The 15159-nt window shown below is 49.2% G+C and carries 13 protein-coding genes; all 13 read left to right on the top strand.

Translation table 11 applies throughout. From position 1 onward, the window contains the following. Positions 1-4: 4 nt before the first annotated feature. The 13 genes from sdhB to MKX50_RS20280 all read left to right on the top strand — a co-directional run bounded on the left by sdhB (position 5) and on the right by MKX50_RS20280 (position 15038). Positions 5-769: a succinate dehydrogenase iron-sulfur subunit gene (gene sdhB, locus MKX50_RS20340; protein WP_339157685.1), complete on the top strand. Its 765-nt coding sequence runs from the start codon at positions 5-7 to the stop codon at positions 767-769. Between the two features lie 955 nt (positions 770-1724). Beyond that, the gene (locus MKX50_RS20335) at positions 1725-2852 is read left to right on the top strand and encodes an ABC transporter substrate-binding protein (protein ID WP_213593252.1); all 1128 of its coding nucleotides are present in this window, start codon (positions 1725-1727) and stop codon (positions 2850-2852) included. A gap of 59 nt (positions 2853-2911) precedes the next feature. After that, on the top strand, positions 2912-3784 hold the full coding sequence (locus tag MKX50_RS20330; RefSeq protein WP_213593254.1) for a branched-chain amino acid ABC transporter permease: 873 nt from the start codon (positions 2912-2914) through the stop codon (positions 3782-3784). Between the two features lie 9 nt (positions 3785-3793). Further along, positions 3794-4759, top strand: a complete 966-nt coding sequence (locus tag MKX50_RS20325; protein ID WP_339157684.1) for a branched-chain amino acid ABC transporter permease — start codon at positions 3794-3796, stop codon at positions 4757-4759. Beyond that, complete coding sequence (locus MKX50_RS20320) at positions 4759-5535, top strand: ABC transporter ATP-binding protein (protein WP_213593259.1); 777 nt, start codon at positions 4759-4761, stop codon at positions 5533-5535. Before MKX50_RS20325 ends, MKX50_RS20320 begins: the two co-directional genes overlap by 1 nt. A 17-nt stretch (positions 5536-5552) precedes the next feature. Next, entirely contained in the window at positions 5553-6260 is a 708-nt protein-coding gene (locus MKX50_RS20315; protein ID WP_339160221.1) for an ABC transporter ATP-binding protein, read from the top strand. A gap of 362 nt (positions 6261-6622) precedes the next feature. Continuing rightward, positions 6623-7180, top strand: coding sequence for an L-2-amino-thiazoline-4-carboxylic acid hydrolase (locus tag MKX50_RS20310; protein WP_155612710.1), 558 nt, complete (start codon positions 6623-6625; stop codon positions 7178-7180). Then, positions 7167-8402 carry a Zn-dependent hydrolase gene (locus MKX50_RS20305; protein ID WP_339157683.1) on the top strand — a complete coding sequence of 412 codons (1236 nt, stop codon included), beginning with the start codon at positions 7167-7169 and terminating at the stop codon, positions 8400-8402. The genes MKX50_RS20310 and MKX50_RS20305 overlap by 14 nt, the downstream gene beginning before the upstream one ends. Before the next feature lie 250 nt (positions 8403-8652). After that, entirely contained in the window at positions 8653-10404 is a 1752-nt protein-coding gene (locus tag MKX50_RS20300) for a histidine kinase (RefSeq protein ID WP_339157682.1), read from the top strand. Positions 10405-10406: 2 nt separating this feature from the next. Next, positions 10407-11957 (top strand): response regulator, encoded by a 1551-nt coding sequence (locus tag MKX50_RS20295; protein ID WP_339157681.1) that lies wholly within the window; start codon positions 10407-10409, stop codon positions 11955-11957. Between the two features lie 94 nt (positions 11958-12051). Then, positions 12052-13320: an extracellular solute-binding protein gene (locus MKX50_RS20290; protein ID WP_339157680.1), complete on the top strand. Its 1269-nt coding sequence runs from the start codon at positions 12052-12054 to the stop codon at positions 13318-13320. Between the two features lie 12 nt (positions 13321-13332). Beyond that, complete coding sequence (locus MKX50_RS20285; protein WP_155612715.1) at positions 13333-14208, top strand: sugar ABC transporter permease; 876 nt, start codon at positions 13333-13335, stop codon at positions 14206-14208. 152 nt (positions 14209-14360) lie between these two features. Further along, positions 14361-15038: a carbohydrate ABC transporter permease gene (locus tag MKX50_RS20280; RefSeq protein WP_339157679.1), complete on the top strand. Its 678-nt coding sequence runs from the start codon at positions 14361-14363 to the stop codon at positions 15036-15038. Positions 15039-15159 lie beyond the last annotated feature (121 nt).

Here is a 15159-nt window from a genome sequence, read left to right as displayed (position 1 = left end):
TGTCATGGCTACTGCGGAAACAACAGCCAAAAAGGTGAAGTTCATTATAACGCGCCAAGACAAGCCGGATTCGGCTCCCTATACGGAAGAGTTCGAGCTGAACTATCGTCCGGGCATGAACGTGATCAGCGCCCTGATGGAAATTCAGCGCAACCCGGTAAATCTAAACGGCAAGGACACGGCTCCAGTATGTTGGGATTCCAACTGCTTGGAGGAAGTATGCGGTGCTTGTTCGATGGTAATTAACGGCAAGCCGCGTCAGGCTTGCGCTGCTTTGATCGATAATTTGGAGCAGCCGATCCGGCTGGAGCCGATGAAGACGTTCCCGGTTGTCCGGGACTTGGTCATCGACCGCAGCCGCATGTTTAATGCGCTGAAGCGCGTCAAAGCTTGGATTCCAATCGACGGAACATATGATTTGGGTCCAGGGCCGCGCATGGCGGAGAAGAAACGCCAATGGGCATACGAGCTGTCCAAGTGCATGACCTGTGGCGTCTGCTTGGAGGCCTGCCCGAACGTGAACGAGAAGACCGATTTTATCGGTCCGGCAGCGATCTCCCAGGTAAGGCTGTTCAATGCTCATCCAACGGGCGAAATGAACGCGGAAGAGCGTCTGGAGGCGCTGATGGGCGACGGCGGAATCGAGGGCTGCGGCAACTCGCAGAACTGCGTACGCGCCTGCCCGAAAGGCATTCCGCTCACGACGTCTATCGCTGAAATGAACAAGGCGACAACCAAGCACATGTTCAAAACTTGGCTGGGCGTGTAAATCGTGAACAGCTCTTGCATCCGTGCCTAACAGAATCTAGAGAGGCCAGTTTTCCCCATTTAGTTTGGGAGAAAGCTGGCTTCTTTTTTTGGGGAGGAGGACGATAGGCTGCTGGTGAATGATAGAATAGTGCTATGAGAAGGCAGTAATAACCAGATGCTTAGTCCCTTCCATGTCATATACTCTGCTCTACTAAAAAGATCTTTCGCAATAATGCTGTGAAATGATGCAATATATGTTTTATAAGACTCCGGTTCAAATCAAGTTAAGGGGCCGTGTAACTAAGTCAGTTTTTGCTAGCGCTTTATTGTTGGGATGGCGGCTTATTTACTTAGAATGGCTTAGAGTGTTGGTGGCGACCCTCCACGAATATAAAAGGGTAATTTAAAAATCGGAATGTATTTTATACATCTAGTTAGGCGGTTTTATACAAAAACCATGCGTTAAATGCAAAACATGCAGTTAGTTTGCCTGAATGGAGCGAATTCGCCGAAATAACTTGAAACTAAATGCAGGTTTTGCAGTTAGTTCTCTCAGAACCGGTCAAATCCCCTGAACTAACTGCATGAAATACATCTAGCTTGCTGATCTCGGCCAACCAGTCATAACCTAGCTACCGATCCGGGCCAGCTAGTCATAAACCTAGTACGGCCCCCGATCAACAGTCGTAAAACTAGCTAGCTGACCCCGTCCAACCAGTCATAAATCTAGCTACCTTACCCTGACCATCTAGAAACAGGCATATATCAGCAGTTTGGGAAGATAGACTCCAGTTCAATTAAGGAGGCTTGAGGAAAATGCAGGAATACTGTCCTCATCAAACTCAACCTGATTTTGACATTATCAAAACCGATTCGACGATACAAAAATAAATGTTGCTTTTTCGAAAAAATGCCCTATAATAAAATCCATACTTAACTTATAGGATTAATTTTAGTATTTGAGGGGGAGCAAAATGAAGAGGTCTTTTTTGGTAGTTATATTGGCAGGATTGCTTGTCGGTCTGTTGGGCGGTTGCGCCGCAAATGACGGATCGACGGCTAAGAGCGATACGATTCGGATTGGCCTTGCGGCGCCGATTTCCGGAACGCAGGCTCAATATGGACAGGCCTTCAAGAATGGCGCTGAACTGGCCGCAGCTCAAATCAACGACGCAGGCGGAATCGATGGCAAGAAGGTGGAGATCGTCGTTCAGGACGATAAAGGCGATTCCAACGAGGCTGTCAACGTAGCGAACAAATTCGTATCGGACAAGAGCATCCTGGCTGTCGTTGGCCACTTCAACAGCTCGGCTACGCTGGCAACGGCACCTGTATACAACAAAAATAAAATTGTCGAAATTTCCCCGTCCTCCAGTGCGCCTGGCGTAACGAATGCGGGTGAATACACCTTCCGGGTAATTACGACGGATGCGTTCCAAGCTGATTATTTGGCAAGCTGGTCCAAGGAGCTTGGATACAGCAAGGTTGCTTTAATTTATGAACAATCTGACTTTGGCCTCGGACTACTGGACGTTTATCAAAAATCTGCTCCAGCCAACAATATCGAGGTTGTGGCGGCAGAAGCCTATAACCCTGGCGACAAGGATTTCAGCACAATTCTGACGAAGATTAAGGACAAGCAGCCAGAGGCTATCTTTATCGGCGGATTCTATAACGAGGCGGCTCTCATCTCGCAGCAGGCGAAGAAGCTCAATCTGAGCGTTGATTTTATCGGTGTTGACAGCTTGTATTCCGAAGCTCTGCTTGAGCTTGGCGGGGAATCCGTGGAAGGCTTCAAGCTGATCGGCTTCTTCTTCCCGGGCGGAGACAATGAGGAGGCAACGAAGTTTGCCGCGGATTATGAAGCGGCGTACAGCAGCCAGCCGGATACCTATGCAGCTTATTCCTATGTCGCAACTTCGGTGGTCATCGAGGCAATCAAGGAGAAGGGCGCAGACAGAGAGAGCATCAAGACCTACCTGGAAACCTTGAAGGATTACAAAGGAGCGACCGGCGTCCTGAGCTTTGACGAGAACGGCGACGTTGAGACGATTCCTTCTAAATTGACGGTGCAAGGCGGAAAGTTCGAACTTTATAAATAAGCGCTTCTGGAGCAGGACTGAATTTCAATCCTGCTCCCTGGCTTTGAAAGGATGTTACTATGCTCCTTCAACAACTAACCAACGGATTGACGATCGGGATGATTTACGCCCTGATTGCGCTCGGCTATACGATGGTCTACGGCATCCTAAAAATCGTGAACTTCGCGCATGGCGATATTTTCATGATGGGCAGTTTCCTGGGGCTTTTTTTCATGAAAGAACTGGATTTGCCGTTATATCTAGCATTTCTGCTGTCTGCGGTCGTGACCTCCGGGATCGGAATCCTGATTGAGCGGCTTGCTTACCGGCCGCTGCGGATGGCAGACCGGATCGTTCCCTTGATCAGCGCGCTGGGCGTATCCACGTTTCTGATCAGCTTGGCCCAAAAATTATGGGGGACGGAAATGCGTCCTTTTCCGACGGCATTTGGCAGCCGTACTTATACCTTGGGCAGCATTACGTTTTCCGAAATTCAAATTTTAATTCTGATTCTGTCTTTTATTCTAATGCTTGGCCTGCATCTGTTCGTCACGAAGACGAAGACTGGCACGGCGATGCGGGCGACCTCCATGAGCCTGACCAACGCGGCTTTGATGGGCATCAATACGAACCGGATGATCAGCCTGGCCTTCGGAATCGGCTCCGCACTTGCCGCCTGTGCAGGTATCATGGTCGGTATTTACTATAACGCGGTCTACCCGACAATGGGGTATATGGCAGGGATCAACGCCTTTACGGCGGCGGTGCTCGGGGGAATCGGCAGCATTCCCGGAGCGATGTTAGGCGGCGTATTGCTCGGGCTGGTGGAGACGCTGGGCGGCGCTTATATTTCCACGCAGTACAAGAGTGTCATTTCGTTCGCGATCCTGATCATTGTGCTGCTGATCCGGCCGTCCGGCATTCTCGGCAAAAAAGATATCAACAAAGTGTAGGTGATGAGCTTGAGCTTAAGAAAAACAACGGCAGTAGGAGCGGCGGCTGCCGTATTGATCGTTCTGCCTTTGGTGCTGCAGCAGGTCAACGATTACTGGATGCACATCGTGATCATGATCGGGATTTTCTCCATCCTGTCAATGAGCCTCAACGTCATTATCGGATATGCCGGACAGTTCGCGCTCGGACACGCTGCTTTCTATGGCATTGGCGCTTACTCCGCGGCCCTGCTCATGATACATTTTCAAGTTTCATTCTGGATCGCACTGCCTGCCGCCGCTATGATTGCAGGATTCTTCGGCTTTTTGCTGGGAACTCCGGTCATTCGCCTGAGGGGGGACTATCTCGGGATCGTAACGCTCGGCTTTGGAGAAATCGTGCGGCTCATTTTCGTCAATTGGGTGGATGTAACGCGCGGGCCTATGGGCTTGCCGGGGATTCCTGCGCCGACTTTGTTCGGCTACACCTTTAGCGGCAAAACGGAGTTTTATTATTTGATTCTGGCGCTTGCGCTCCTTACTTTTTTTGTCATTCACCGCATTGTTCATTCCGGCGTAGGCCTCAGCCTAATGACCCTGCGCGAGGACGAGACGCTGGCGCAATCGATCGGAATTCGTCCGAATAAATACAAGCTGCTCGCTTTTACAGTAGGAGCGTTTTTCGCCGGTATCGCCGGAGCGTTCTGGGCTTCCTATATTTCCTTCGTCAGCCCTGATGCCTTCCGTTACTTGGATTCGGTCAATATACTGGCGATGGTGATCCTGGGAGGATCAGCCAGTCTGCCCGGCTCCGTGCTCGGCGCGGTCATTCTCGTACTCGCTCCTGAGCTGCTGCGGTATATGAGCGACTATAGAATGATGCTGCTTGGACTCGCGATCGTCCTGATGATGATCTTTAAGCCGACCGGATTCTGGGGAGAGAAGCACCGCAAGTATAATTTCTACGGCATGGTGCGGAAAGGTGAGGACAAGTGATGGAGAACGTACTGGAGCTGGAGAAGGTGTCAGTGAAATTCGGCGGGCTGGTTGCATTGAATAACGTGGATATGACGGTACGCCGGGGCGAGATTCTGTCGATCATTGGACCAAACGGGGCAGGGAAAACAACGCTGTTCAACCTGCTGACGGGCATCTATCAGCCGACCTCCGGCAGGATCATTTACAAGAGCCGGGTCATCAACAAGCTGAAGCCGTTCAAGCGGGTTGGCCTGGGGATTGCCCGAACCTTTCAGAATACGCGATTGCTGAAAAATATGACGGTGCTGGAAAATGTGCTTGTCGCGCATGCGGAGTGCAACGGGGAAGGCCTGCTGCAATCGATTTTTGCCCGGAGTTCTACGGCTAAGCGGCGTGCTGCCATCGTTGCGGAATGTACTCAGAAGCTGGAAGTCGTAGGCCTGGCACATAAGCTGGACGTCTTAGCCGGAAGCCTGCCGTACGGGGAGCAGCGGCTGCTTGAAATTGCAAGGGCGCTGGCTACGGGCTGCGAGATTCTGCTGCTGGATGAACCGGCGGCGGGCATGAACGCAGCGGAAAAAGCCGAGCTCGTGAAGAAAATCCGGCAGCTCTCCAAGGAATTCAACATCGAGATCATTTTGATCGAACACGACATCGGCATGATCATGGATATTTCCGACCGCATCGTGGTCCTGAATTACGGTCAGAAGATCGCCGAGGGCAGCGCGGAAGAGATACAGAACAACCCTGATGTCATTCAGGCCTATTTGGGCGGGGAGGTCGAGGAGCTTTGACTAGCGGCAGCCAAGCTATTTTGGAAATACAAGATTTAGGCGTAAATTACGGTGTAATCGCGGCCGTAAAACAAATGAATCTGCATATTCAGCGAGGGGAAATCGTGGCCTTGATCGGGACGAACGGCTCGGGAAAAACATCGGCCCTGCGCAGCATTTCTGGCCTGAATAAGAGCATTCAGGGACAGATTCGCTTCGAGGGGCAGGAGATTATGAAGCTGGATCCCCATAAGATCGTGGAACGGGGCATTTCGCAGGTGCCTGAGGGCCGGGGCGTATTCCCCGATTTGACCGTGCTGGAAAATCTAAAGCTCGGCGCCTATGTCCGGAACGACAAAGCGGGGGTTGCCGCAGATATTCAGGGCATGTTCGAGTTATTTCCGCGGCTGGAGGAGCGCAAGAAGCAGCTCGCCGGGACGATGAGCGGCGGGGAGCAGCAGATGCTGGCTATCGCCCGCGCTCTAATGGCCAGGCCGAAGCTGCTGCTGCTGGATGAGCCTTCGATGGGCCTTGCGCCGCTGATCGTGAAGGAAATCTTCGCGGCGATCCGCAAGGTGAACGAGGAAGGCGTATCCATATTGCTGGTGGAGCAGAATGCTACCATGGCGCTTGCGACCGCCCATCGCGGCTATGTGATGGAAACGGGCAGCATCGTCGTGGAAGGCGATGCTGCGGAGTTAAGGAATAACGACGTGGTCAAATCCGTCTATTTGGGCATCGGCTAGCAGTAAAATAGACAGAGTTCAAATTTTATAAATGGATTAATAGTAGTTAGTTTCTGCGATAAGGAAGGAAAAGTAAATTTAAATGGATTTCATGTCGTTAGAGAAAGGGGAATGGCCAATTATGGGCAGGATTCTTGATTTTAGGTGCATGAAATCCATCTAATTCCCTAACTCATTCATATAGAGCATAGTTAGATACATGAATTCCATCTCGTGTACGGCAGTTATACATGATGAACTATAGGACGTACTTTGAGATACATTCATTTTAATAGTCAATTTTTATAGTTAAATTAGACCATATTGCAATGATTTTAGTGTTGAAGCTAGTACAGATAGATTAATCAAGGAGGCGTCTGAAGATGAGCCAAGAAAAACAGGACAAACTACAAGAGGAATCCCAGCAAAAGCTGAATCATGACGAAAGCCTGGAGCCGGTATCACCTTATACGATCATGGCGAAATTATTTGCCCACCTCTCCAAAGCGGTCGTTGACCGTTTCGGAGAAGAAGGGAAGGACGCGATCCGCGAGGGAGTACGCACGTTTGGCGAGGAACGTGGCCGGGATATTGCCCGCCGTGCCGCAGCTGCCGGACAGCCGAATGATATTCACAGCTATTTGCCGAATTATGATATGGGACGCAGCGATCTGTTCGAATATGAAACGGAATATCATCCGGTGGAAATCGAACAGAACTTTACAAGATGTGCGTTTGGGGATCAGTGGAAAAAAGACGGCATGGAGGAATACGGCATCCTCTACTGCCAGATGATCGACCCGGCCATCGCAAAGGGCTACAACCCTAATTTCGAAGTTGTGCACGATAAATATTTGCTTAAAGACGGACATTGCCATTTCAGGTTCCAGATGAAATCATCGGAGAAGGAGCCTGGGGGTGAGGAGAATGGAAATCAATAAAGATCGTCTGTGGGCGAGATTGATGGAGCTGGGGGAAATCGGAAAACAGTCTAGCGGGGGAGTCACCCGCTATTCTTTTACTCTCGATGAATCCCGCGCGAAGGATCTCGTTATCGCTTATATGAAGGAGGCGGGGCTAGCCGTACGTGAGGATGCGGCCGGGAACATTGTCGGCCGCCGGGAAGGGACGAATCCCGCCGCCTCTGTAGTCCTCACAGGATCTCATATCGATACGGTTCCCGATGGCGGGATGTTCGATGGGGCGCTCGGCGTGCTCTCGGCGATCGAAGCGCTGCAGCGCATGAATGAGCTGGAAATCCGGAACGTTCACCCGATTGAAGTCATTGCTTTTACGGATGAAGAGGGCTCCAGGTTTGGATTCGGGATGATCGGCAGCCGGGCCGTGGCTGGAACGCTGCGGCAGGAGGACTTGGAGCAGCGGGATGAACAGGCTATTTCAATTGCCGATGCGATGCGGAACGCGGGCCTTGCGCCTGAGCGCGTAGGGGAAGCGGCAAAGCCGCCGCACGAAGTGCAGGCTTATGTAGAACTGCATATTGAGCAGGGCCGGGTGCTGGAGAATCTGGATGAGCCGGTAGGCCTCGTGACAGGCATTGCCGGTCCACTTTGGCAGCAGTTCACCCTGATCGGTCAGGCAGGCCATGCGGGGGCGACCCCGATGCATCTGCGGCGAGATCCGCTGCAGGCGGCCGCGGAGATCCTAAATTACATTTTTGCGGAAGCGAAAAAATACGAGAACGCCGTGGCTACGATAGGGAAGCTTAAAACTCTGCCAGGCGGGGTAAACGTCATTCCCGGTGAAGTGCAATTCTCGCTCGACTTGCGGGATATCGATGAAGCCGAGAGAGACCGGCTGGAGGCGAGTATCCATGCCTACAGCCAGCAGGTATGCGAGAAGCTGGGGGTTGAGCTGCGGATCGATCTGCTGCAAAGAGTCGCTCCAGCTCCCAGCTCTCCTAAGGTACAGGAGGCCGTAGCCCAGGCTGGCAAACTCGCCGGACTGTCAGAGCTGCCGCGATTGGTGAGCGGCGCCGGTCATGATGGAATGCAGTTCAGCTCCCTATGGCCGCTGGGCATGATTTTTGTGCGCTCCCGTGGCGGCATCAGCCACAATCCCGAGGAATGGAGCTCTCCCGAGGACTGTGCGGCGGGAACGGAAGTGCTGTATCATACTTTGCTGGAGCTCGCGAATGAAGGATAGAGATTAGCCGGTCACTTTGCTCTGAACTGCACCTCCATGTTAGATACGATCTGACATTGGAGGTGCAGTTTTTTTATAGCTTTCGGGGATTACCGTTGATAATTTTTCTTCAGACAGATAAAATATTATCATTCAATTTCATACTAAACTAGATCCCTCATTTGACCCATTCGTTCCAGATTACCGGAATCAAAGCTAGGGCAAAGGGGATTTTTTTGTGTTAAGACTTAGGATGATATGGGGGAGTACGATGAAATGGCTCAAAAGAAGCTTATTTAGAAAATTGCTGGCCGTCATGCTGTGTGTGGCGATTCTGCCCTTCCTGATGGCGAGCGTGTTTGCTTACCGTACGATTTCAAGCTCTATGGAGCAGCAGGTGATTGATTTAAACCAGGATGCAATGGAGATTATTTCAAATAACCTCAAAATCTATTTCGAGGATTTGAATATGCTGACAGGTTCTTTTTATGTAGATCCCCAGCTTATGAAATATTTACGCTCCACGGAAGTCTCCGCCTTTCAGAAGCTGTACATTTACAATAAAGTGAATACGATGTATATCAGCCGCCCTGAGTTCCATGGAGTTCAGTACATCAGCAGAACCAAAAATCTAACCTTCACTTCTTCGGACGTAGGCAACAATGAAATGAAAAAAATGCTTAGCGATTATGATGAGATCGAGGGCGAGGCTACGGTCTACAGCGTGAAGAAATTGGGCGGCAAGAACATTTTATTGATCCAGAAAAATCTGGTCGATTACCCGGGGGCGACGATCCTCGGAACGTTAAATATTTATGTGAGCCTTAGTGAAATCGATAAAGTGATTCATACTCAGCGTTTGCAGGATAGCGCTTATTTTTTAATGATTAATGAACAGAAAGAATTCCTGTACAGTTCGCTTGAGCAAGCGACTGGGGTCGAGCCTGTGCATAGCAAGATGGCGGGGATCAAGGGATCATTCGCAGGGGAGATGGATGGGAACAAGGGCGTATTTATCTATTTGAACAATTCGAATAAAACATTGCTTTTCACCCTGGTGAAGTATGTATCCGACTCACTCATTAATGCCCCTGCTTACAAAACGTTGAACCAATCGGTCGTGATCCTGCTGATCGCGATTATCTTCGTTATCATTTTTGCCGTCATTTTGTCCTATTTTATTATTCTTCCGATTAAAAGATTGCTTCGCAACATGGTCCGTGTCGAGCAGGGGAACTTTAACATTCAGAAGGAAAGCCAGAGATTGGACGAGCTTGGCATTTTGGAGAATCGCTTCTATATCATGGTACGGAATCTGGATGAGTTCATGAATCGGGAATACCGGTACAGGCTGGAGCTCTCTACGGCACAATTGAAAATGCTGCAGGCGCAAATCAACCCGCACTTTTTGTACAATACGATGCAGTATATCGGTACGGTTGCGTTAAAAGCGAAAGCTTATGATCTTAGTGATAAGATCGCCGAGCTAGGATCGATTCTGCGGTACAGCATGGATTTTCGCACCGACGTGGTTAAGCTGAGTATGGAAGTCAAGCATATCGAAGACTACATGTCCATTCAATTGGGGAGGTTCAAAAATAAATTAACCTATTCTATGACCTGCCATCCGGAGGCAACTTCCATGGAAGTGCCGAAGATGCTGCTGCAGCCTCTGATTGAGAACAGCATTGTGCATGGGATCGAAAAGGGCCGAGGTTACGGAAGCATCCGGCTTGAAATAGATTTAGCCCCAAACGAGGAAACAGGAAAGCAAGTTCTCCTAATTCGCGTAATCGACAACGGCAAGGGAATACCGGCTGAAAAAATCGAGGCGATCCGCAATGAGTATTTAGAGGATAAGCTGCATTACGGCGATAACGGGATCGGTTTAATTAACGTGTTACAGCGGCTGCGGCTGCTATATGGCTCCGGTTTCACATGGGACATGGCCAGCGTGCCTTATGAGGCGACGATTATTTCATTAACTATCGCATTGGACAAGACAGGAGAAAGGAACGAATAGCAATGAGAGTTTTAATTGTCGATGACGAGGAGCATGTCAGGGAAGGAATTGATCTGGCGGTAGATTGGGAACAGTTCGATATTGATGAGCGATTCCAGGCCGAGAATGGGAGCGAGGCATTGGAGATGATACGCCGGCATAAGCCGGGAATCGTGTTTTGTGATATGAGCATGCCGGAGATGAACGGGATTCAACTGCTGGATCTCATTCGCCGCGATTACCCGGACATTCAGATTATCGTCGTCAGCGGATACGATGACTTTATTTACACCCAGGCTACGATTCGCGCTAAAGGCGTAGATTATATATTGAAGCCCTTTAAGAAGCGAGATCTCGAACAAGCGCTGTCGCAGGCAGTTGCCTTGTGCAAGCAGCGGGAGAGCAGTATGCGGGCCAAGCGGGATACGGGGTTCCTTGTGCAGCAGGCGGATTATGTCGTGATGGAGCAGAAGATGTCCCAGATGTTAAAAGGGGATGACACATCCATGCCTGAATTGGAGAATTACTGCCGTAAACTCGGCATGTCGCCAAGCTGTGTCAGAATTTCCCTCATATTAATGAGGAATGGCTCCAGTCTGATGAAGCGGCGTTATGACGGAGATAGCGGATTGTTCTCCTTCGCGGTCAAGAATATAGCTGAAGAATCGTTAGAGGGGTTTGGAAGTCATCTTTTGTTCCATTTTGAGGAAGAATTATGGGTGTTGGTTACAGGAGAAACTCCGGGCAGCGAAATGACGAGCTCATTGAATTTCTATATCCGTAAAATGACGGAGGCATGGAATTCGACGATCGGGCTTAAAACGTTCACGGGGGTTAGCCGGCAGGTCTCCGGTTTGCTCCAGATTCAGCAGCAATATTGGAGCGCGAGAGCGGAGCTAACTCAGTCTCCGATTTTGGCTGGGCAGCGAGCTGGCCTTGATAGACCCGTATTGTCCGATAGGGAATTGCAGTTGAACATTGCTCTGGAAAATGGAGACAAGCAGCGGATCGAAGAGGTAATTCATGGATTTACAGATGAGCTTCAGCAGTGTGGGAATGTTACCTTGGCAGATCTCCAGCGTTATACCAAGGAAGCCAATTATATGACCGAGCGGGCCTGCCTTCAGATGGACAAGGACATGGAGGGTCTATCCCTTTCTATATGGATCAGCTATATCGAGGAATGGGGAAGCAAGTGGATTCAGCAGTGGTGGCGGCTGATCGAGGAGTGCGGGAACCACGGCTACGAAGGCAGGAGCATTCAACTTATACATGATTATATTGAACAGCACTTTCATGAGAATTTTTCCCTCAATGAGCTGTCGGAGAGATTCCATTTCAGTCCGCAGCATATCGCGAGGAGATTCAAAGAGAAGTATAACATGACCGTCATTACCTACCAGACGGGGCTGCGCATGCAGAAGGCCAAGTCCTTGCTTGAGCATACCGATCTGCCGGTAGTTAAAATTTCGGAAATGATCGGCTACCAGGATGAGAGCTATTTCAGCAAAGTGTTCCGCAGGCAGCATGGCTTGTCCCCGTTAAAATATCGCAAGATGGTACGAGGTTCATAAAGTACTAGTTTCGGCGAAGATCGTCTATGTTTCGACATCAGGGAAACTCATAGAATAAAGTTGTAGCAAACAACAACTTAGGGGGTATATAAAGATGCGCAAGGTTATGTTAATGCTTCTCACCAGTGTTGTACTTTTGTCCCTGATCAGCGGATGCGCTGGCGGAAGCAGCCCGAAAACCAATGAGGGAGCAGGGGCGGATTCCGAAAAAGTAACGATTAAAATTATGGATTTCAAGACGGAAATCACGGATAAAATCAAAGCGATGGCCGCCGACTATATGGCAGAAAATCCAAATGTCATTATTGAGGCCCAGGTTACCGGCAATTACGATACGCTGGTGAAAACCCGCTTTGCAGCCGGGGACGGCCCGGATATTTTCATGACGAGAGCTTATACGGACATTCAGGATTGGTCGGAAAGACTTGTTGATTTGTCCAGTGAGCCGTGGATGGACAAGGTTATACCTTCGTCCGTACCAGGGATGACCGTCGATGGCAAGAAATACGGCTTCCCGCTAGCGGTTGAGGGCTATGGCTTCATTTATAACAAGGATTTGTTCGCGCAAGCAGGCATCGAGAAGCTGCCTGAGACATTAACGGAATTGAAGGAAGTCAACGAGAAATTGAAGGCGGCAGGCATTCTATCCTACTCTGAAGGCTATAACTCGTTCTGGGTGCTCGGCCAGCATTTGTTCAATCTTCCGTTCGCTTATGAGCCGGTTTCGGAAGGCATGATCGAGAAAATGTACAAAGGCGAAGCCAAAATCGCCGATCTGAAAAATTTGGACGGTTTCTTCGATGTATTGGACATGACGGTAGACTACGGTAAAGGTACGGATACGATCGGTCTTAACTACGACAATCAAGTGTCTGAATTCGCCTCCGGCAAAACGGCTATGATCCAGCAAGGCGTATGGGCGATCGATTCGATTACGAAGATCAATCCAGATATGAACATCGGGATGTTCGCGATTCCTTTAAATGATAACCCAGAGGATACAAAGATGCCTGTAGGCGTATCTACTTATTATTCCATTAACAAGGATTCCAAGGCGATTGAGGAAAGTAAGAAATTTTTGACCTGGCTGCACGAGAATGGTCAGAAGTATATTGTAGATTCTTATAAGATGATTCCTGCGTTCACGGACTTGGAAACGACGGCTGATTTAGGGCCTTTGGCGGAAGATCTCGACAAATATTTGAAGGATGAGAAGACGCTGATCTGGTCGTTTCAGCTGTGGCCATCCGGGATTGCAGAAGACTTCACAGTACCTCTACAAGCTTATGTTGGCGAACAATATGACAAAGATCAAACCATCATAGAACTGCAAAACATCTGGGATCAAAAAGTCAGAAAATAGGAATGATTGGACATGGCGATTAAATCACGCGGATGGTTGATATACGCAGCTTTCGTTGCGCCAGCTATCCTGTTCTTTACATTGATTATTCTGATTCCATTCCTGAGAGCGATTATCTTCAGCTTTCAGGATTGGGATGGAATTAGCAGCAATATCAATTGGGTCGGGTGGAGCAACTATCAACAGCTGCTCCACGATGCCTCCTTCTGGAAGTCTTTTAAATTCACGGCTAAGTATGTTGCGGCGACTACGGTTCTGCTGAATGTTTTTGGACTGCTCCTTGCGCTTGGCCTGAACCGGGCGATCAAGCTCAGAAATTTGCTGCGGACGGTCTATTTCTTGCCTTATGTTATGGGCTCGGTCATTGTGGGCTTTATCTGGAAGTTTATTATTACGAATTTGTTCGCCCAAATCGGAGAGGCTACCGGTTGGTCTATGTTTCAAAAGAACTGGCTGAGCCTGCCTGATTATGCGTTCTGGTCCATTGTTATGGTTGCCGTATGGCAATCTGTGGGCTACTTCATGATCATCTATCTATCTGCCCTGCAGGGCGTGCCGAAGGATTTGATAGAAGCTTCGGAAATTGACGGAGCGGGTTATTGGGGTAGAATGCGAAATGTCGTATTTCCGCTAATCAGACCAGCGATTACGATTAACCTATTTCTGGCAATTGCCAATGGCTTCAAAGGATTTGACCTGAACTACTCGTTGACGGGTGGAGGACCTTTCGGTACTACGCAATCGTTGGCTTATCACATTTACACCGAAGGCTTCGGCAGAAATTTGTTCACCTATGCTTCTTCAAAGGCGGTTATATTCTTCCTTATTCTAGCTACCGTCACTATTGTTCAGTCTATTGTGCTGAAACGTAGGGAGGTAGAGATGTAATGAAGGCACGCGAGAAGAAACTGAATTGGATCATTTTTACAATCCTATTTGTAATTGCTATATTCGTTTTCTTTCCATTGTATGTCACGTTGGTGAACTCATTTAAATCCTATAATGAAGTTGTTTCATCGGTAGCTTCATTGCCAAACCTATTGCGCTTTGATAATTTCAAGACGGTATGGAATCAATTGAATTTCGGCGGCGTGTTCATGAACTCATTGATCATCACGGTCGTTTCCGTAGTTGGGATTTTATTGATCAGTGCGCCTGCCGCATATCAATTCGTACGGCGTCCCGGATGGGTGAGCACGGTACTGTTCATGCTGATTCTGTCATCCCTGGTCATCCCGTTCCAGTCGTTGATGATTCCGCTGGTGAAGGTAGCCAGCGACCTGCATATGATGGACTCGATCGCCGGGGTAATCATCATGTACTGGGGCTTCGGTATCCCGTTAGCATTGTTTTTGTATCACGGGTTCATCAAATCGATTCCTCGAGAGCTGGAGGAGGCCGCATTAATTGACGGCAACGGCATAGTTGGCGCATTCTTCCGCATTGTACTGCCGCTGCTTAAGCCGATCACGACAACGATTGCCATTCTGCATTCCTTATGGATCTGGAATGACTTCCTGCTTCCGTTGATTACGCTCAGCTCCAAGAAGAATCAGACGATTCCGCTTGCTTCGTCGGTTTATTTCGGGCAATACATGAATGAATGGCATTTGGCAATGGCCGCCCTGACAATGGCGTCGATCCCGGTCATTCTCTTCTTCATTATCATGCAGCGCAACATTATAGATGGAATCACTGCGGGCGCGGTCAAGGGTTAAGGGTTAAGAAGCAGCTTGCACGGATCATTTGAATGATTGATGCCCGTATTTCCCTGTTTTCCGATGGGGAGACGGGCTTTTCGTTTATACCTATTGGGACAACAAATTAAGATATAAATTG

It is taken from the genome of Paenibacillus sp. FSL W8-0186 (assembly GCF_037969765.1).
Classification (GTDB): Bacteria; Bacillota; Bacilli; order Paenibacillales; family Paenibacillaceae; genus Fontibacillus; species Fontibacillus woosongensis.
The sequence above is the reverse complement of the archived record's forward strand: the minus strand, read 5'-3'. Positions and strand labels throughout refer to the sequence as shown.